Source organism: Brachybacterium endophyticum (assembly GCF_003130585.1).
Taxonomy (GTDB): Bacteria; Actinomycetota; Actinomycetes; order Actinomycetales; family Dermabacteraceae; genus Brachybacterium; species Brachybacterium endophyticum.
In genome coordinates this window covers 811,772-830,233 of sequence record NZ_QFKX01000001.1, presented here as the reverse complement: position 1 = coordinate 830,233, position 18,462 = coordinate 811,772, and the positions used below count along the sequence as shown (strand labels likewise).

16 protein-coding genes are annotated in these 18,462 nt (G+C 71.6%); 8 read left to right on the top strand and 8 right to left on the bottom strand.

Annotated features, from left to right (window positions below):
- Window positions 1-89: 89 nt before the first annotated feature.
- From DEO23_RS03615 to DEO23_RS03595, 5 genes are all read right to left on the bottom strand, one after another.
- Window positions 90-479, bottom strand: a complete 390-nt coding sequence (locus DEO23_RS03615; RefSeq protein WP_109274603.1) for a hypothetical protein — start codon at window positions 477-479, stop codon at window positions 90-92.
- Window positions 476-1,357: a copper homeostasis protein CutC gene (locus tag DEO23_RS03610; protein ID WP_109274602.1), complete on the bottom strand. Its 882-nt coding sequence runs from the start codon at window positions 1,355-1,357 to the stop codon at window positions 476-478. Before DEO23_RS03610 ends, DEO23_RS03615 begins: the two co-directional genes overlap by 4 nt.
- Window positions 1,354-1,782 (bottom strand): sterol carrier family protein, encoded by a 429-nt coding sequence (locus tag DEO23_RS03605; protein WP_109274601.1) that lies wholly within the window; start codon window positions 1,780-1,782, stop codon window positions 1,354-1,356. The genes DEO23_RS03610 and DEO23_RS03605 overlap by 4 nt, the downstream gene beginning before the upstream one ends.
- 1 nt (window position 1,783) lies before the next feature.
- Window positions 1,784-3,076 (bottom strand): adenylosuccinate synthase, encoded by a 1,293-nt coding sequence (locus DEO23_RS03600; protein WP_109274600.1) that lies wholly within the window; start codon window positions 3,074-3,076, stop codon window positions 1,784-1,786.
- Between the two features lie 119 nt (window positions 3,077-3,195).
- A complete protein-coding gene (locus tag DEO23_RS03595; RefSeq protein WP_109274599.1) occupies window positions 3,196-3,624 on the bottom strand; it encodes a DUF3151 domain-containing protein in 429 nt (142 codons plus the stop codon).
- A gap of 72 nt (window positions 3,625-3,696) precedes the next feature.
- Between DEO23_RS03595 and DEO23_RS03590 the strand changes: the two genes are divergently transcribed.
- The 3 genes from DEO23_RS03590 to dtd all read left to right on the top strand — a co-directional run bounded on the left by DEO23_RS03590 (window position 3,697) and on the right by dtd (window position 7,330).
- Complete coding sequence (locus DEO23_RS03590; RefSeq protein WP_240613189.1) at window positions 3,697-5,226, top strand: phosphotransferase; 1,530 nt, start codon at window positions 3,697-3,699, stop codon at window positions 5,224-5,226.
- Between the two features lie 387 nt (window positions 5,227-5,613).
- Complete coding sequence (locus DEO23_RS03585) at window positions 5,614-6,564, top strand: type IV toxin-antitoxin system AbiEi family antitoxin domain-containing protein (protein WP_240613188.1); 951 nt, start codon at window positions 5,614-5,616, stop codon at window positions 6,562-6,564.
- A gap of 340 nt (window positions 6,565-6,904) precedes the next feature.
- A complete protein-coding gene (dtd, locus tag DEO23_RS03580) occupies window positions 6,905-7,330 on the top strand; it encodes a D-aminoacyl-tRNA deacylase (RefSeq protein ID WP_109274598.1) in 426 nt (141 codons plus the stop codon).
- Window positions 7,331-7,347: 17 nt separating this feature from the next.
- Here dtd and betT read toward each other — a convergent pair whose 3' ends face one another.
- A complete protein-coding gene (betT, locus tag DEO23_RS03575; protein WP_109274822.1) occupies window positions 7,348-9,444 on the bottom strand; it encodes a choline BCCT transporter BetT in 2,097 nt (698 codons plus the stop codon).
- 361 nt (window positions 9,445-9,805) lie between these two features.
- Here betT and DEO23_RS03570 point away from each other — a divergent pair, with 361 nt between their 5' ends.
- A complete protein-coding gene (locus tag DEO23_RS03570) occupies window positions 9,806-10,552 on the top strand; it encodes a phosphoglyceromutase (protein WP_109274597.1) in 747 nt (248 codons plus the stop codon).
- A 171-nt stretch (window positions 10,553-10,723) separates the two neighbouring features.
- On the top strand, window positions 10,724-11,347 hold the full coding sequence (locus tag DEO23_RS03565; RefSeq protein ID WP_109274596.1) for a C39 family peptidase: 624 nt from the start codon (window positions 10,724-10,726) through the stop codon (window positions 11,345-11,347).
- A gap of 49 nt (window positions 11,348-11,396) precedes the next feature.
- Here DEO23_RS03565 and DEO23_RS03560 read toward each other — a convergent pair whose 3' ends face one another.
- The gene (locus DEO23_RS03560) at window positions 11,397-13,034 is read right to left on the bottom strand and encodes a helicase HerA-like domain-containing protein (protein ID WP_240613187.1); all 1,638 of its coding nucleotides are present in this window, start codon (window positions 13,032-13,034) and stop codon (window positions 11,397-11,399) included.
- 85 nt (window positions 13,035-13,119) lie between these two features.
- On the opposite strand from DEO23_RS03560, the gene DEO23_RS16040 reads away from it, so the two are divergent.
- The gene (locus tag DEO23_RS16040; protein ID WP_165831706.1) at window positions 13,120-14,112 is read left to right on the top strand and encodes an acyltransferase domain-containing protein; all 993 of its coding nucleotides are present in this window, start codon (window positions 13,120-13,122) and stop codon (window positions 14,110-14,112) included.
- Window positions 14,113-14,166: 54 nt separating this feature from the next.
- On the opposite strand, the gene DEO23_RS03550 is transcribed toward DEO23_RS16040, so the two are convergent.
- Window positions 14,167-14,922 (bottom strand): TetR/AcrR family transcriptional regulator, encoded by a 756-nt coding sequence (locus tag DEO23_RS03550; protein WP_240613186.1) that lies wholly within the window; start codon window positions 14,920-14,922, stop codon window positions 14,167-14,169.
- A 159-nt stretch (window positions 14,923-15,081) separates the two neighbouring features.
- Here DEO23_RS03550 and DEO23_RS03545 point away from each other — a divergent pair, with 159 nt between their 5' ends.
- Both DEO23_RS03545 and DEO23_RS03540 read left to right on the top strand, forming a co-directional pair.
- On the top strand, window positions 15,082-17,004 hold the full coding sequence (locus tag DEO23_RS03545; protein WP_109274595.1) for an MDR family MFS transporter: 1,923 nt from the start codon (window positions 15,082-15,084) through the stop codon (window positions 17,002-17,004).
- Between the two features lie 144 nt (window positions 17,005-17,148).
- A complete protein-coding gene (locus tag DEO23_RS03540) occupies window positions 17,149-18,261 on the top strand; it encodes a GNAT family N-acetyltransferase (RefSeq protein WP_109274594.1) in 1,113 nt (370 codons plus the stop codon).
- The last annotated feature ends 201 nt before the right edge of the window (window positions 18,262-18,462 follow it).

The window sequence follows — 18,462 nt, the reverse complement described above, 5'->3', positions numbered from 1 at the left end:
TCACACCCGACTCGGATGCCGAGACGGCGTCCACGGGCACGCGGGGCACCCCGGCACGGCACCGCAGGGACGTCGCGGGCGCGGCGCGCTCAGCGCGGCCTGCGGCGCTCCCCGCGGTGGATCACCGCATCGACGACCGCCGCGATCAGGGCGAGCGGCAGCCCGATGAAGACCGCACCGGTGACCGCGAAGTAGATGACCCCGCCTGCCGAGTCCACGCGCGTGATCAGGGCGGTGACGGCCCCGGCGAGGAGGCCGACGATGATCGAGAGGGTCACCCAGAAGCCCAGGGTGGGCACGCGACGGCGCCGGACGTACAGGACGGTCCCCTCGTCGGGCGCACCGCGATCCTCCGCCGACTCGGGGGCGCGGTCCTTCGAGGCATGGGCCGGGACGGGGCCGTCGGCCGGCGAGGCGGACGGGCGACCGCCGGTCTCCTGGGGGTCCTGGGCGGTCTCGGGGCTGGGCTGCGAGGTCACACTTCTCCTGCGGCGTCGACCACGGCCTGAACGACCGCGGGATCGGTACGGAACGGGTCCGCTGCGGGACCGTCGGGCAGGGGGGACGTCCCTGCCGGTGGGGCATCGGACGTCGGGGCGTCGGTACTGGTCTGGGAGCCGGTGCCGGGCCCGGAGCCGGCGTCGGCGGAGCGGCGGCGGGCCGAGAGATGGATGTCGCCGACCCCTGTCGTGCCCACCAGCTGCGGGACGTCGACCGGTCGGATGCCCGCTCCGGCGCAGATGTCGATCAGGCCGTCCGCCGCGTCGACGATGCGGGACAGGCAGGCGGCGCCCTCGAGCGCACTGCGCGCTCCCCCGGAGCTCAGCACCCGGTGGAACCCCAGAGCGAGCAGGGTCGTCACGGCGGCCTCGCGCGCGTCGTCGTCCACGAGGGCGTCGACGGCGCGGTGGCACGTCAGGTGCACGCCACGCAGGGCATCGGAGCCGGCCTGCAGGGCGGCGTCCCGCAGGGCCTCCAGGGCCGGGACGTCGAGCGTGCGCTGCTCGGTGAGAGCGCCGATCACGACGCCCGCGGCGCCGGCGCCGACGGCCCCCGCGGCCTGCTCGGCCATCCGGGCGATCTCCGCCTCGTCGTAGACGAACTCCCCGTCCGTCTCGCGCAGGTCGCCGTCCCCGGCACGGGAGCGGATCAGCACGTGCACGTCGAAGGCGGGTTTGGCGTCGCGGCTCTCCCGCAGCCGGGCGGCCTCGGCGACGCAGGCACCGATCAGCTCCGGATCGGGCGTCAGCCCGCCACGGGCGAGGTCACTGCACAGCTCGACGCGGTCCGCTCCGGCATGGGCGGCGATGCGCAGCCCCTCGAGGTCCTGCACCGCGATCTCGACGGCGACGCTCATCGCGACTCCCCCGTCGGGTCTCCGTGCGCGCTCTCGCGCGCCGTGCGGACCACGCGGCGCGGGCCCGGGAGCGGCAGCAGCTCGGTGAGGTCGGAGCGCTCACCGCTCGCGCTCACGCGTCCGGCGTCCACGGCCTCGTCCCAGCCGAGGTCCCCGACGGCGAGCGCGAGCCACGTCGCCGCGTCGGTCTCGACGATCGCGGGTGGGGTGCCGCGGGTGTGGCGGACTCCCGCGATCGCCTGTACGGCGCCGTAGGGCGGGACCCGCAGCTCGACGGAGTTGCCGGGCTGCTCCTCCGCGACGAGTTCGAGGGTGTGGCGCACCGCGGGGGCGAGCACGGAGCGGGTCGCGCCCGCGGGATCCGCGGCCCAGCTGCGCAGTGCCTGGTCGCCGTCAGCGGGGTCGGTGCGTCGGCGGATGGTCATCTCATCGCTCCGGCAGCAGGTCGTGCACGGTGATGGTGTCCTCGCGGTCGGGCCCCACCCCGATCGCACTGATGCGGCAGCCGGCGAGCTCCTCGAGCCGGGCCACGTACGCCCGCGCGTTCTCGGGCAGGTCCTCGAGGGCGCGGCAGGTGGAGATGTCCTCGCTCCAGCCGGGAAGGGTCTCGTAGACCGGCGTCGCGTGGTGGAACTCGGTCTGCGTCATCGGCATCTCGTCATGGATCACGCCGTCCACGTCGTACCCGGTGCAGATCGGGACCTCCTCGATGCCGGTGAGGACGTCGAGCTTGGTCAGGACGATGTCGGTGAAGCCGTTGATGCGCACCGCGTGGCGGATCATCAGGGCGTCGTACCAGCCGCAGCGCCGGGGGCGGCCGGTGTTCACGCCCACCTCGCCGCCGGTGGTCTGCAGGTACTCGCCCCACTTGTCCTCGAGCTCGGTGGGAAACGGGCCGGCCCCCACGCGGGTGGTGTAGGCCTTGACGATCCCGATCACCCGGTCGATGCGGGTGGGGCCGATGCCCGCGCCGATGCAGGCTCCGCCGGCGGTCGGGTTGGAGCTGGTGACGAACGGGTAGGTGCCGTGATCGACGTCGAGGTAGGTGGCCTGGCCGCCCTCCATGAGGACCACCTCGTCGCGGTCGAGGGCCACGTTGAGCATCTCGACGGTGTCCACGACCATCGGCCGCAGACGATCGGCGTAGGCCAGCAGCTCCTCGACGATCTCCTCGACCTCGACGGAGCGCCGGTTGTACAGCTTGACCAGCAACTCGTTCTTCTGGCGCAGGGCGCCCTCGACCTTCTGGCGCAGGATCGAGGCGTCGAACAGGTCCTGCACGCGGATGCCGAGGCGACCCACCTTGTCCATGTAGGCCGGGCCGATGCCGCGCCCGGTGGTGCCGATGGCGCGCTTGCCCAGGAAGCGCTCGGTGACCTTGTCGAGGGTCTGGTGGTAGGAGGCCACGACGTGCGCGTTCGCACTGATGCGCAGGCGGTCGGTGTCCACGCCGCGGGACTTCAGCGTCGCGATCTCCTCGAACAGCGCCTCGAGGTTCACCACCACCCCGTTGCCGATCACGGGGGTCACGCGCTCGGAGAGGATGCCCGCCGGCAGGAGCTTCAGCTCGAACTTCTCGCCGCGGACGACGACGGTGTGGCCGGCGTTGTTGCCGCCGTTGGGCTTGACGACGTAGTCGACTCGCTCACCGAGCAGGTCGGTCGCCTTGCCCTTCCCCTCGTCCCCCCATTGGGCTCCGACGATCACGACGGCCGGCATGGCAGCTCCTGCAAAGGGTGGAGGGCGGGTGGGTGACCCGACCGCGCGAGCGGCGGATGGGCCGCAGAGAGTCTAGCAATCCGGGCCCGGGGAGGATGCCCCGGGGCGCCGGGCGGGTCTCAGCCCAGCAGGCTCGGATCCGCGTCGTGGATGAAGTCACGGATGCGCTCGGCCTCGTCCCTCTCGCCGATGCGGCCGGCGGCCTCGCCGAGCAGGGCGAGGGCCTTGAGGAAGCCGCGGTTGGGGGCGTGCGAGGCGGGGACGGGTCCCTGCCCCTTCCAGCCGGCACGACGCAGTGCGTCGAGACCCCGGTGGTAGCCGGTGCGGGCGTAGGCGTAGGCGGCGACCGGGTCCTCGGCGTCGAAGGCCTCCTGGGCGAGCTCGGCCCAGGCCAGGGAGGAGGCCGGGTAGCGAGCGGCGAGGTCGCGGGCGTCGGCACCGTCGGCCAGGGCGGCTGCCACGGCGACGTCCGGGTGGTCCTCGGGGAGGCGGGTCGGCGGGATTCCCAGCAGGTTGTCGGTCCCGATCGGGCGCGAGGTCTCGTTCATGTGTCCATCGTAGGCGGCGACGGATCCTGCGCGGGCTGTGTGCCGGAGCACGCCAGCTGGTAGAAACAAGGCATGGATCGAACATCCGACGGGTCCGAGCTGCTGACCGGACCCGGAGCCGGGGGGCTGCTGCGCTCGGCAGTGGGCAACGCCGGCGGCGTGCTGCGCACGTGGGAGCTCGATCATGTCGACCACCGGCCCGGTCGTTCCACGAAGGCCCTGTACCGCACCACGGTCACCTGGCCCGAGATCGACGGACCGCAGGCACCCGCCCGCGAGGAGCTGTTCGGCGCGAGCGCCCACGTGGGCGAGCAGGAGAAGGACCTCCTGGACGCCGAGAACTCGATGATGATGACCGACGGCGACATCAACGTGCGGGTCTGGCGCTACCCGCACGACCCCTGGCTGCCGATGCTCGCGAGGGTCTGCTACCCCGACGTCGTCGGCCGCACGCTGCTGGACATGGGCGTGCAGCTGCCGCCCGAGGCCGCCGCCCACGTGCCCATCGAGGTGATCTCCTACCGCCCGGGCCGCCGCGCCGTGCTGCGGGCGCAGCTCCCGGATCGCGGGCTGTACCTGAAGGTCATGCAGCCGCGCCGTTCCGGCGAGATCGTCGAGCGCCACCGGCACCTGCTCTCGGCAGGCGTCCCGGTGCCCCGCGTGCTGGCTCATTACGAGGGACTCGTGGTGCTCGAGGAGCTGCCGGGCGTGCCGCTGTCGCGCGCGATCCTGGACGAGGGCATCCGGGCCTGCCGGGCCGAGGACCTGGTGGGGATGCTCGACCGCCTGCCCGCGTCCCTGTTCCCGCTGCCGCTGCGTGCGCCGTGGACGGACTCGATCGAGTTCTACGCGGGGATCGTCAGCTCCTCGCTGCCCTCGCTCGGGCCGCGCGTGGACGCTCTGGTGCGGGAGATCCGTGAGGGTCTCGCCGCCGTCGGCCGACGTCTGGACATGTCGGCGCACGACGTGGTCCATGGCGACTTCTACGAGGCGCAGGTGTTCGTCGAGAACGGTGAGGTGGTCGGCGTCCTCGACATCGACACCGTGGGCCCCGGCCGCCGGGCCGACGACCTGGCCTGCCTGCTCGCCCACCTCAGCGTGCTGGCCGACGACGGCAGCACCAGGCGGGTCGACCCGGCGGTCCAGCAGCGCGTGCAGGACGCCATCGACGCCTGGCACGGCGTGTTCGAGCGCCGCGTGGACCGCACCGAGCTCGCGCTGCGCAGCGCCGGCGTGGTGCTCTCGCTCGCCACCGGACCGCACCGCCAGCAGGAGGCGGCCTGGGAGGCGACGACCGAGTCGATCGTGCGGGTCGCCGAACGCTGGGTCGAGATCGCCCGCGAGGCCGAGCGGGAGCACAATGCCGCCCTGTCCGGCGAGCGCCCTGTGGTCAACGGGTCCGGCGGGGCAGCAGGGGTTCCTGGCGGCTCGGGACCGTCCGGAGGAACTGGAGCACCGGCGCAGGCCGCGCCGTCGATGCCGGGCGGGCCGACCGGGCAGGGCGGACCGACCGGGCAGGGCGGGCCCGTCGGCGACACCGGAGCCGAGGGGGACGACTCCCCCACTCTCGAGCGCCGCGTCACACCTGGCGGCCCGCGCTGAGGCCTTGCAGACCGGGCTGAGGCCTACGCCTTCCGGCCGATCTCGTTCGTCCTGCGAGTTTCGCGTGGGGGATCGGCCATCTGTTGCGTTCGATGGCTCCTGGTGAGGGCTCAAGCTCTCACAGCGGTTGAGACCTCACCAGGAACCATCGGCGAACCGATCAGGCCGATGGGCCGGCACGCGACCGACGGCCCGCGGCCGATCCCGCACCCGATCCCGGACTCGCACTCGGACTCGGACCCGGACCCGAGCCCGACCCCGGCCTCGTCCTCGTCCTCGTCCTCGTCCTCAGACTCAGGATTCGGGCGGCGTCCTCCCCACCCCTATGTGGTCCACAGAGTGCTCCCGTGCGATCCGTACCGGGGCGTCCTGGCCCAGTCTCGCTCCATGACTGCCCTCCCTCTGCACACCGCCAGCACCATGGCAGTTCCGAGCCGAGCACTCCCGTGGAAGCGGCCGCACCCCGCCGATCCGCGCGAGGATCGTCTGTCGCCCGCCACGTTGGGCGTGTTCACCCGGTCACAGCTCGTGGAGGCCGACGTGCCGGCGGCAGAGATTCGCAAGGGCCTGGCCGACGGACGCCTGCGTCGGGTCGCACGTGGCATCTACGCCCGACCCGATGCTGATCCGCAGGTGGTGACCGCCGCTCGGGCATCCGCCAGGATCACCTGCAGGGACGCGCTGATGCGCCACCAGGTATGGACGCCGGAGCCGTCGGCGGATCAGATCTCCCGACGGCATCTCTACTCCCCCCCGCTCGCACGCATCTGGGCCAGGCGTCGTCCTCCACCCGCGGCCCATTTCAGGACCTGGCCGGAGCAGGACCTCGTGGCCTCCCTCGACCTCAGCCTCGCGCACGCTGCGCGATGTCTCGACGGGGAATCGGCGTCGATCGTCCTCGAATCAGTCCTCGCCGAGAATCGCAGAACCCCGGAGGAGATCGCTGCGATCGTCGAAGCGCTGCCCGACCATCTGAGATCCCGCATCGGACGGCTCTCCGACGCCAGCGGATCGGGATCCGAGACACGGGTGGTGAGGATGCTCCGACGGCTCGGCTACCGCGTCGAGCAGCAGGTCTTCGTCGAGGACGTCGGATTCGTGGACGCCTACGGGGGAGGGATCTTCCTCGAGATCGACGGCCGCGGCCCGCACAGTCTCCCCGGCGCATTCGACCGCGATCGGCGACGCGATCTCGCGCTGCGCCGGCTCGGCCTGCAGACGCTCCGTCTCAGCTACGACCAGATCTGGCACGACTGGCAGGCCACGCAGCTCGCCGTGCGTGACACGATCCGCCTGCTCGGTCCCCACGGGCGACGCGCGGTCGAGCGCCTGGGCTGATGATGGAGGCTCGCGCGGGCGGTGCACATCGTGAGACATCTACGGTCGGCGCGCGGCGCACCTGCCTCGGACACCCGGGCCATGCTCTGCTCGCCGGTTCGCTGTTCGCCGGCGCGCTGTTCGCCGGCGCCCTGCCGTGCTCGGGCTGTCGTTCGATGGCTCGTGGTGAGGGCTCACGTTCTCACAGCGGTTGAGACCTCACCAGGAGCCATCGGCCATCACAACCACGGGGCAGGCAACGGCCACGACCACGGCCACGGCCACAGGGCTGGTCAACCAGCGCAGGCGTCGGCTGAAACGGTGGCGCGGCCGACGCCGACAGCCGACTACCCTCGGCACCATGCGAGCCGTCCTGCAGAGAGTCGCCGGTGCCCGTGTCGAGGTCGACGGGGAGGTGACCGGCAGCATCGAGGGCGAGGGAATCCTCGCCCTCGTGGGGGCCACCCATGACGACGGCGCCGAACAGGTCGCCACGCTCGCCCGCAAGATCTGCGAGCTGCGGATCCTCGAGGGCGAGCGCTCGGTGCTCGATGCGGACGCGCAGGTGCTCGTGGTCTCCCAGTTCACCCTCTACGGCGACGCCCGCAAGGGACGCCGTCCCTCGTGGTCGAAGGCCGCCCCGGGTGATGTCGCCGAACCCTTGATCGAGGCGCTCGTCGACGCGATCCGCGAGCGCGGTGTCACCGTCGGCACCGGCCGGTTCGGCGCCCACATGCAGGTGTCCTCGACCAACGACGGGCCGTTCACGATCCTGCTGGAGGCCTGAGGGTCCCGCCCCGACCCTCACCCGATCCGTGGCGGCGCGGGCTCCCCGGCGATCGACTCCTGTCCGGTCTCCAGACCGACCGGCGCGATCGAGGAGAGCCCGTCGTGCTCGGTGCTGAGGTGCAGGAAGGCGAGGTGCGCCTCGTAGGAGTCCAGGACGTCCTCGATGATCTGCTGGTCGGTCATCCCCATCAGGTCGTACCCGGCCGAGCCGGTCTGGGAGAACACCTCGAGGCGCCAGTAGCGGGTCTCGCCGCGGGAGGCCTTCGAGCCGATCTGCGGGACGGGCGCCTGCACGGAGGCGACCTTGTAGAGGAAGTCGCGCTCCTCCCCCATCGGGACGGTCAGCACGTACTCGTCGACCCCGGTGAGCGGCTCCTCCGCGCGCTCGACCGCGGCGGCCGTGCCCGAGGCACGGAACTCCTCGGCGACCGCCTCGAGGGCGGGGCCGACGACGGAGTCGGAGAACTGTGCGACCTGATCGCGTCCCGGGTAGGCGCGGATCGAGGCCATGCGCTGGCGCCAGGAGCGCCCGGCCCCGCCGCGACGCAGTCCGGCCGCGCGCAGCCGCGCCCAGCCCTCGCGCTCGGCGGCCTCCATCCGCAGCACCTTGGTGAAGGAGAACATCACCAGGTAGGCGATGACGGTGACGGGCAGCGCGAAGATCAGCGTCGCGTACTCCATCGTGGTCACCCCGCCGGCGATCAGCATCGCGACCGTCAGCACGGCGGTGAGCACCGCCCAGTAGATGCGCAGCCACTTGGGGCCGTCCTCACCGGGGTCCCGGATCGTCGAGGAGAAGTTCGACATCACCATCGCCCCGGAGTTCGCGCTGGTCAGGTAGAAGAGCAGCCCGGAGAGAGTGGCCAGGCCGATCAGGAAGGAGGCGCCCGGGAACATCTCCAGCAGCGCGTACCAGCCCTCCTCGGGACTCTTCATCGCGAGCTTGCCGAAGGCGTCGTTGCCGCCCAGCACCTCGGACATCGCCGAGTTGCCGAACACCGAGACGATCAGCAGGTCGCACAGCACGGGTGCGGTGATCGCCGCGAGCACGAACTCACGCAGGGTGCGCCCGCGGGAGATCCGGGCCAGGAACAGGCCGACGAAGGGGCCCCAGGCCAGCCAGAACGCCCAGAAGAACAGGGTCCATCCGGCCATCCACTCCGAGCCGCCGGACTCGTAGGCCATCGTCTCCATGGTGCGGCCGGGCAGCGTGGTGACGAAGCGACCGATGTTCTCCACGATCGCGGAGAGCAGGAAGGCGGTGCGGCCGGTGACGATGATGTACAGCAGCATCGCGGCGGCGATCCAGATGTTGAGCTCCGAGATCAGGCGGATGCCCTTGTCCACGCCCGAGGTGCAGGCCGCGATGGTCATCACCACGGCCACGGCGACCAGGGCGATCTGCACGGCCAGCCCCGCGGGCAGCCCCAGCAGGTGCTCGAGGCCGATGTTCAGCAGCACCACACCGATGCCCATCGAGGTGGCGACCCCGAACACGGTGCCCACCAGGGTGACGATGTCGATCACGTGCCCGGTGGCACCGCGCACACGCTTGCCGAACAGCGGATAGAGCACGGCGCGGATGCTCAGCGGCATCCCCCAGCGGTAGGCGAAGTAGCCCATGGCCATGCCCAGCAGCGAGTACATCGACCAGCCGGCGACCCCGTAGTGGAAGATCGTCCAGACCACGGCGTCACGGGCCGCCTCGCCGCTCTCCGCGTCGAGGGTCGGCGGCGCGTAGTACTGGGTGACAGGGCCGGTGACGGAGAAGAACAGCATGTCGATGCCGACGCCCGCGGCGAACAGCATCGCCACCCAGGTGAACAGGCTGTACTGCGGCCGCGAGTGGTCCGGCCCCAGGCGCACGGTGCCCTGCTTGGACAGCGCCACCCAGAGCACGAAGCCGATCACCACGGTCACGGTGAGCACGTAGAACCAGCCGACGTTCGTGGAGATCCAGGTGACCACCCCCGAGAGCGTGCTCTGCGCACCCGACGGGCTCAGGATCGCCCACAGCGAGAACGCGAGGATGACGGCGGAGGAGACACCGAGGACGACCTTGTTGACCGTGATCCCGCCCGCGGGCCCCAGATCGGTGGGACCGCGCTGCATCTCCTCGCTCGTCGAGGGTGGGCGGCGCTCGTCACGCGGGCCCTCAGCGGCCCTGCGGTCCCTCGCCACGGTCTTCGGTGTCGTCTGCTCGGCATCCTGCACGCTGTGCTCCGCTCTGTCGGCCGTCCTGTGGACGGGCACCCGAGGGAAGCGATCGCGCGGACGGCGCAGAGGAACCCTCGGCGCGGCTCGTGAGAGGGAGGCGACGCGCGGGGCGTCGCGGCGGCGCGGCGGTCGACATCGTCCGGGCGCCCGGTTCTCCCATGGTAGCCAGCTGGGACGACTCTTGGAACTTCCGGAGAGCAAGTGCACAGGAGGTCACGACCAGGTTCACGGCGAGAGGGTGGATTACGCTGGGGACATGACCTACACACTCGTGCTGCTCCGCCACGGCGAGAGCGAATGGAACGCGAAGAACCTCTTCACCGGCTGGGTCGACGTGCCGCTGTCGGAGTCCGGGAAGGCCGAGGCGATCGCGGGCGGCGAGCTGCTGGCCCGCGAGGACGTGCTGCCCGACGTCGTCCACACCTCTCTGCTGCGCCGCGCGATCATGACGGCGAACCTCTCGCTGGACGCCGCCGACCGCCACTGGATCCCGGTGCGCCGGGACTGGCGCCTGAACGAGCGCCACTACGGCGCCCTGCAGGGTCTGGACAAGGCGGAGATCCGCGAGAAGTACGGCGAGGAGCAGTTCATGGCCTGGCGCCGCTCCTACGACGTGCCGCCGCCCGAGATCGAGTTCGGCACCGAGTTCAGCCAGGACCAGGATCCCCGCTATGCCGACCTGGGCGAGCAGCTGCCGCACACCGAGTGCCTGAAGGACGTCGTCGAGCGCTTCCTCCCCTACTGGGAGGAGGGCATCACGCCCGATCTGAAGGCGGGCAGGACGGTGCTGGTCGCCGCCCACGGCAACTCGCTGCGCGCCCTCGTCAAGCACCTCGACGGCATCAGCGACGAGGAGATCGCGGGGCTGAACATCCCCACCGGCCAGCCGCTGGTCTACGAGCTCGACGAGGACTTCCGGCCGCTCGAGAAGGGCGGCCGCTACCTCGACCCGGTGGCTGCGAAGGCCGCCGCCGAGGCCGTCGCCAACCAGGGCAAGAAGTAGGGCGGACCAGACGCCGACGCCGGCGCCGACACCGCTCGGCGCGCACGAGGAGAACGGCCCCCGGGGGATCCCCCGGGGGCCGTTCCCGTCCTGCGCGGGGATGCCCGGCCCTACAGTGGTGTGCGTCGCGTCACAACGACGGGCGCGCATCCCCTCCCCGAAGGAGCCCCCATGCTGGACCGTCGCACTTTTCTCCGCACCACCGGACTCAGCGCCCTCGCTCTGGGCGCCGGGACGACCCTCCTCCCCGCCGCGACCGCGACGGCTGCCGCCGGCGAGACGCTGCTGCCGACCACCTGGCAGCAGCAGTCGACCCTCTACTGGTGCGGGCCGACGGCGGTCGCAATCGCCCTCAGCGCCCGCGGCGAGGCCCCCACCCCCGACTCCCTCGCCGGAGAGCTCGGCACGACCGACGACGGCACCACCTTCGGTGCGATCTCACCCGTCCTGAACGCCCACACCCCCGACAAGACCTACACGGATCACTTCATGGAGTCGATGACGGCGACGAAGGAGGACGCCGACCTGCTCTGGCAGCGCGCCACCAACAACGCCGACAACGGCTTCGCGACGGTTGTGAACTGGTGGGTGCTGCCCGGGGAGTACCCCGGCTGGGGCGGCAACGACAAGGACGTCCAGCACTTCCTGACCATCGACGGCTACAACGCCGACGAGGGCACGCTGCGCATCGCCGATCCCGCCGGTGCGACGCTCTCGGATTCCCTCCCCCAGCGCCAGTGGCTGAGCGCGCAGCAGGTCGCGACCTTCTGCGCGGGGCGCGGCTACTTCTGGTGAGAAGCCACCCGGGTTCTGGTGAGACGCAGTCCGGGCTCCCGGGCCGACCTCAGCGGCGCCGGCGGGTGCCGAACAGGGACCGGGTGATCTCGCGCCCGAGCGCGGTGCCGGCCGAGCGCATGAACGACCGCACCGCGGGGTTGCCCAGGATCCCGTCGTCCTTCCTCGAGGACTTCGAGGCGCGCGCGGGCTTCTCCTCCCCCGACGCATCGGACTCGGGCCCCGCCCGCTCGGGGGCCGGTGCGCTCTCCGCCGGCGCGCCGCCCGCGGCGTCGGCCCCCGCTCCGCCACCGGCGCTCGCCCCCTCGTCGCGTCGGCCGAGGATCTCGTAGGCCGATTCGCGATCGACCACCTCGGCGTAGGCCGAGAGCGACGAGGAGCCGACGATCTTCTCGAGGGCCTCGGCGGGCGCCGGGTTCATCGAGGACTCGGGGGCACGCACCGCCGTGACCGCGACCGGGGTCGGGGCGCCGTCCTCGCTCATCACGGTCACCACGGCCTCACCGGTGCCCAGTGCCGGGATCACCTCGACCAGGTCGTCGTCACTGCGGGGGAACGTGGAGGCGGTCGCCTTGAGCGCCTTGGCGTCCTCCGGGGTGTAGGCCCGCAGGGAGTGCTGGACGCGGTTGCCCAGCTGCGCGAGGACGTCGCCGGGCACGTCCTTGGGGGTCTGGGTGATGAAGAAGATGCCGACGCCCTTGGAGCGGATCAGCCGGACGGTCTGGACGACCCGCTCGAGGAACGCCTTGGAGGCGTCCTTGAACAGCAGGTGCGCCTCGTCGAAGAAGAACACGAGCTTCGGCTTGTCCGCGTCGCCGACCTCCGGGAGGTCCTGGTAGAGGTCCGCCAGCAGCCACATCATGAAGGTCGAGAACAGCGTGGGCCGGGTGGCGACGTCGGGCAGCTCGAGGCACGAGACGATGCCGGTCCCGTCCTCGGCGGTGCGCAGCAGGTCCTTGGTGTCGAAGGCGGGCTCGCCGAAGAAGACGTCGGCCCCGGAATTCTCGAACTCGGTGAGCTCGCGCAGGATCACCCCGGCGGTCGCGGCCGAGACACCGCCGATCCCCTTGAGCTCCTTCTTGCCCTCCTCGTCGTCGGTGAGGAACTGGATGAGGGCGCGCAGGTCCTTGAGGTCCAGCAGTCCCAGGCCCTTGGTGTCGGCGTAGTGGAAGATCAGGCTGAGCGAGGACTCCTGGGTGCCGTTCAACCCCAGGGTCTTGGCCATCAGCACCGGCCCGAAGTCACTCACGGTGGTGCGGATCGGGATGCCGGCCCCCTGCCCGCCCAGGCTGAAGATCTCGGTGGTGCCGGCGCGCGCCGTCCACTCCTGCCCGCGTGCCCTCGCGCGGGCGGTCAGCTTCTCGCTGCCCTCACCCGGCACCGCGATGCCCGCGAGGTCGCCCTTCATGTCGGCGACGAAGACAGGGGTCCCCGCGGCGGCGACCTGCTCGGCGATGACCTGCAGGGTCTTGGTCTTGCCGCTGCCGGTCGCGCCGGCGATGAGGCCGTGGCGGTTCAGCATGCCCAGGGCGAGATTCACGGGGACCTGCGGGTCGGGCTCGTCGTGGCGCACCAGCGCGCCGAGGTGGATCCGGGTGCCCTCGAAGGCGTAGGCGTCGCGCACGGCGGTCGCCTTCTCGTCGAGGTCAGGTGCGGTCTCGTCGGGCTGGACGGTCTCGTCGGTCATGGGTCCTCCTCGCAGCGCTGGGATCGGGACGATCGTAGCGGGCCGGGGACCGCGGAGGCGCCCACTCACGACATAGGCTTCCGGCATGACCCGCGACGACGCATCGAGACCCGCCCCCGCTCCGCTCAGCACGGGGCTGGCGGCACCCGATGCGCTGGACGAGGCGCAGGTGCGCGAGCGCCTCTCCCCCGCGTCGCTCGAGGTCCTGCTGCCGCGCCTCGGGATCACCGGCGAGGACCGCAGCGAGCTCGAGGCCGTGCTCCCGCGGGCGCTCGAGGACGCAGCGATCCTGACCGCCGTCACCCGCACCGCGAACCTGCTGCGCGCGGCCGGGCTCGAGGTCCCGCCGGCACCGCTGGCCGAGCTCGCCGCGGCCCACGACGCACTGCAGGAGCGCGTCCTGCCCGGGGAGGGCCTGGTGGCGATCCTCGCGCACCTGGCCTCGACCGACGTGGTCCGCGCCTGGCACGCGGAGCGCGGACTCGGCGAGGAGCTGTCCTGGCTGGTGCTCGCCGACCTCGGCCAGCAGATGCGTGTGCACCGGGCGAGCACGGGCGGGCGGCTGGGACTGCACCAGGTGGCGTGGACGGCGATGAACTGGCGCGGGCGCCTCGTGCACCTCGCCAGGCTGCAGTTCGACCTGCACCGGTCGGCGGCCGACGGCCGCTCCGTGATCGGCGTGCACATCCCCGCGACGGGCCCGCTGGATCCCGGCGAGGTCGAGGCGTCCTTCGAGCAGGCGGAGCGCTACTTCCCCGCCGCCTACCCGGACCTGGTGCGCGCCGCCCCCGAGAACATGCCCGCCTTCGGTCGTGAGTTCACGTGCGATTCGTGGCTGATGAACAGGGTCCTGGTCGACGAACTCGGGGACGACTCGAACATCGGGGCCTTCGTGGACCGCTTCACCGTCGTCGACTCCCACGCCGACGACGAGGGCGCGGCCTTCTTCGTCTTCCACGCCCGCAGCTCCGCCGAGGCGATCCGGCGTCCCCGCCGCACACGGCTCGAGAAGGTGGTCGGCGATCGTCTGGCCGACGGTCGCGGGTGGCGGACGGGCCACGGCGTGCTCGTGCGCTGAGCCGTACCGGAGCCGACCCGCGCGGGCCGGCCGTTCCTCAGATGCGGACGTCCCTCAGATGCGGACGTCCCCGGCGTCGACCATCCGCAGGATCCGGTCGAACTCGTCGACCACCTCGGTGCCGCCGGCCATCGAGAGCGAGAAGGCGCTGCGGGTGAGGGCGAAGCCCATCTGCACGGCGATCACCGCGCGGGCGTGCTCGGGTCCGCCGTCCCCCAGGCCCTCGGGGAATGCCCCGGCTGCCTCGTCGTCGGCCGACGGGATACGGTCGGGAGCGACCGCACCCTGACGCACCCGGTACTCGAAGGCCGTGACCAGGGCGGCCTGGATGTGATGGGTGCGCCCGGCGTTGACCGCGTGCAGCTGCGGCTCGCGCCGCAGCACCTCCTTCTTCAGCTCCCGGACGTCCAGGTCGGTCTGGGCGACCTGGATGATCTCGCGGAGCACCTGGCGCAGCGCCTGCTCCGGCGTCGATTCGGGTGACTCGGTCAGCAGACGGCGGTGGAACTCCTCGGGGCTGTCGATGACGAGACCGAGGATCGCGGTCTCCTTCGTCGCCCAGTGGTTGAAGAACGTGCGCGGCGAGACCCCGGCGCGCTCGGCGATCATCTCGACGGTGACGCCGTCGAGGCCGTGCTCGGCGACCAGTTCGAGCGCCGCGCGGTGCATCGCGGCGCGGGCCTGGCGCTTCTTGCGCTCGCGCAGCCCGCATTCCGGGGCGGTGGCGTCGGTCGTGTCCGTCGGGGCGTCGGGGGTGCCCGCGCGGGCGTCGGACGCACCTGTGGGGGCGTCGGAGGGGGAGCTGTCCACGGCGACGACCGTAGCGGACCTCACGAGAAAAGTGCAGTCACTGCAATTGTGCAGTGACTGCAATCGCAGTAGTGTTGTCCGGTCGAAGCCCGACGGAGCGCTTTGCCCATTCCGGCCCCGTGCCACCACCCAACGCCCCTTCAGGACCCAGGAGTCTTCTTGTCCTCCACCACCTCAGCCGCGCCGCGCACCACCGGCGCAACCGCCGGTGGGCATGAGCAGGTCTTCACCGGCCTCGACCGGTCCGGCAAGCTCGTCTTCGCCGGCCTCATGCTCGGCATGTTCGTCGCCTCGCTCTCCCAGACCATCGTCGGCCCCGCGATGCCCCGCATCGTCGCCGAGCTCGGCGGTCTGGACCACTACAACTGGATCGCGACCGCCGCGATGCTGGTCTCCGCCGTGGCGGTGCCGATCGTCGGCAAGCTCTCCGACCTCTACGGTCGTCGTTGGTTCTACCTCGCCGGTCTCGCCATCTTCATGGTGGGCTCGATCCTCGCGGGGATGTCCCAGAACTTCTGGTTCCTCGTCTTCTCCCGCGCCGTGCAGGGCCTGGGCATGGGCACCCTGATGCCGCTGTCCCAGACCATCATCGGCGACATCATCCCGCCCCGTCAGCGCGGAAAGTACCAGGGCCTGATGGGCGCCGTGTTCGGCGTCTCCTCCGTGGTGGGACCGCTGATCGGCGGCTCGATCACCGACAGCTTCGGCTGGCGCTACCTCTTCTACCTCACCCTGCCGATCGGGGTGCTGGCCTTCATCTTCATCTTCAAGTTCCTGCACCTCGAGCACACCGCCAAGAGCGGCAAGGTCGACCTGCTGGGCATGATCACGCTGACGCCGGCCCTGGTCGTCGGGCTGCTCGCCACCACCTGGGGCGGCACCTCCTACGAGTGGTCCTCCCCCGTGATCATCGGGATGTACGCGATCACCGCGGTGCTGCTCGTCGTCTTCGTGATCATCGAGAACAAGGTCGCCGAGCCGCTGCTGCCGATCCACATGCTGGTGCGCCCGATCATCGCGCTCTCGGTCGCCGCCTCGTTCGCGATCGCCGTGGCCATGTTCGGCGCGATCATCTACATCCCGGTCTACGCCCAGGGCGTCCTCGGCGTCTCGGCCACGAACTCCGGGGCGATCCTGATCCCGCTGTCGGTCGCGATGATCCTGACCTCGATCGTGGTCGGCATCCTGATCTCGAAGCTCGGCAACTACAAGATCTTCCTGGTCGCCGGCGGGATCGTGCTCGCCGTCGGGTACTACCTGCTGCAGGCCATGTCCTACGGCGACTCCCAGTGGCACCTGACCCTGGCGATGGTCGTGATCGGCCTGGGCCTGGGCCTGTGCATGCAGGTCTACACGCTGGTCGTCCAGAACGCCGTGCACCAGCACGAGCTGGGCGTCGCCACCTCCGCCGTGCAGTTCTTCCGCAACATGGGCTCCACCATCGGCACCGCGGTGCTGGGCACCGTGATGAGCGCGCAGATGTCCACCGCGATCCAGGACAAGATCACTGCGCTGCCCAAGCAGGACCTCGCCAAGCTCGCCCAGATGAAGGCGAGCGGCGGCGGCATCGAGTCCTCCGACCTCGAGAGCTCGGTGCTGGACCCCTCGAAGCTCGAGAAGCTCCCCGGCTTCCTGGCCGAGGCGATCCGCAGCGGCATGGGCGACGCCATGCACGACGTGTTCCTCACCGCGGTGCCCTTCGTGCTCGCCGCGCTGCTGCTCTCGCTGTTCATCAAGCAGATGCCGCTGCGCGACACCCTGCACGTGGCCGACGAGCCCGCCACCACCACCGGCCAGTTCGCGGCCGTGGGCGGATCCGAGCCGCTCGCGGAGTCCTCGCTCGGCGAGGACGAGGAGTCGGCTGCGGTCTCGGGCGACGCCCATCGAGGCGACAGCGCCGGGTCCGATCGGGACGAGACGCGCAGCCAGAGCGCCCGCCCCCAGAGCGCCGACGAGCAGTCCCGGGGCAGCGAGCACGCTGACGGGCACGGCGAGGCGAGCGCTGAGGACGTGCGCGCGGCACGCCGCCAGTCCCACCGGGCCGAGGGCCCCGCCCAGCACGGCCGGCACGCCAGCCGCTGAGCACGGCCTCTCCCGGCACGCGGGCCCCGCACCTCTCCTGGTGCGGGGCCCGCAGTGCTCCCGGGGAGGCGGGGCCGTCCCGAGAGCGGGGGCAGGTCGGCCGAGGAGGCCGAGGAGGCCGACGCATCGTGCAACGATAGGGCGGTGCTGCTGACCGACCATTTCCCCCCTCGCCTCCCCGACTCCCCTGGCGCCCCGCTGGCCTCCCGCGTCCCGATCGAGAGCGATGTCGACGGGGTCGCCGGCCTGCTGCGCGCGCACCTGGACACCATCGATCCGGAGACCCCGCTGGACGTCGAGGACCTGCGCTCCCGCATGGTCGGGCTGCACTCGTGGTCCCGTCGGCAGGTGGTGATCGTCCCCGCCGAGGCCGACGGCACCGCATCGCTCGAGGCGGCACCCCTGGCCTGGATCGCCCTGGAGGACCGCGCCCGCGGGCGCACCGATCTGCAGTGGGTGATCGCCCCGGACGCGCCCGTGCGCCAGGAGCTCGCATCCACCTTGATGACCTGGGCGTTCGAGGTCGCGGGCTCCTTCGCGCGCCATCGCGGCGTCGAGACCACCCAGCTGACCGCCGACATCGACGAACGGGATACCGACGGCGCCGCCCAGCTCGCAGCCGGCGGGCTCGAGCAGGTGCGCACCTGGCTCCACATGCGCCGGCCCACCCGCGCGGAGGAGGCCACGTCGCTCCCCGCCCCGCGTCCGTCGGTCCGCGTGCGCCGGGTGCACCGTCATCCCTCGGGCCTGCCTCTCGCCCAGGACGTGCGCAGCGTGCACCGGATGCTCGAGGAGTCCTTCGCGGACCACTTCAGCTCCTACCGCGAATCCTTCGCGGAGTTCTCCCAGCGCCTGCTCGAGGCGCCCCGCACGGCCGACTGGGACCTGTGGTGGATCGCCGAGGTCGACCACGGGGAGGACGAGGGCGGCTGGCTGCCCGCCGGCGGTCTGGTCGCCTCCACCTCCCCCGCCCACGGCAGCCTCGGCGAGGGCACCTACCTCGACTACCTCGGGGTGCACCGCAGCGCACGCGGCCACGGGGTCGCCAAGGCCCTGCTGCACGCCGCCATCGCCGACGCCGCCCGTCGCGGGCGCGACCACGTCGACCTCGAGGTCGACGCCGACTCACCCACCGGCGCCGACGGCCTCTACACGTCGATGGGCTGGGAGACGTTCGAGCGCACGCAGTCCTGGCACGCCGACGCCTCGGCCCACGCCTCGCGGCTCCTGGAGCCGGAGGGGGTCGAGGGAGAGTAGGCGGCGGGGGCGCTGCGGGGCCTGCGGGCAGTGAGGGCACTGAGGGGTGAGCGACGCCCAGGCGTAGGCGGGCCCGCCCGCGGCTGCGGCGTCCGGATCGGGCCGCGAAGGGACTAATAGCGCATCATCTGCCATATATGGCAGATGATGCGCTATTAGTCCCTCGGAGGCCCGGCCGGCCTACGGCTCGGACGACAAGCC

Coding starts and splice junctions, on each gene's coding strand:
- DEO23_RS03610 (WP_109274602.1), bottom strand. CDS start 1,357: ATGAGCGTCGCCGTCGAGATCGCGGTGCAGGACCTCGAGGGGCTGCGC.
- DEO23_RS03605 (WP_109274601.1), bottom strand. CDS start 1,782: ATGACCATCCGCCGACGCACCGACCCCGCTGACGGCGACCAGGCACTG.
- DEO23_RS03600 (WP_109274600.1), bottom strand. CDS start 3,076: ATGCCGGCCGTCGTGATCGTCGGAGCCCAATGGGGGGACGAGGGGAAG.
- DEO23_RS03595 (WP_109274599.1), bottom strand. CDS start 3,624: ATGAACGAGACCTCGCGCCCGATCGGGACCGACAACCTGCTGGGAATC.
- DEO23_RS03590 (WP_240613189.1), top strand. CDS start 3,697: ATGGATCGAACATCCGACGGGTCCGAGCTGCTGACCGGACCCGGAGCC.
- DEO23_RS03585 (WP_240613188.1), top strand. CDS start 5,614: ATGACTGCCCTCCCTCTGCACACCGCCAGCACCATGGCAGTTCCGAGC.
- dtd (WP_109274598.1), top strand. CDS start 6,905: ATGCGAGCCGTCCTGCAGAGAGTCGCCGGTGCCCGTGTCGAGGTCGAC.
- betT (WP_109274822.1), bottom strand. CDS start 9,444: ATGCAGCGCGGTCCCACCGATCTGGGGCCCGCGGGCGGGATCACGGTC.
- DEO23_RS03570 (WP_109274597.1), top strand. CDS start 9,806: ATGACCTACACACTCGTGCTGCTCCGCCACGGCGAGAGCGAATGGAAC.
- DEO23_RS03565 (WP_109274596.1), top strand. CDS start 10,724: ATGCTGGACCGTCGCACTTTTCTCCGCACCACCGGACTCAGCGCCCTC.
- DEO23_RS03560 (WP_240613187.1), bottom strand. CDS start 13,034: ATGACCGACGAGACCGTCCAGCCCGACGAGACCGCACCTGACCTCGAC.
- DEO23_RS16040 (WP_165831706.1), top strand. CDS start 13,120: ATGACCCGCGACGACGCATCGAGACCCGCCCCCGCTCCGCTCAGCACG.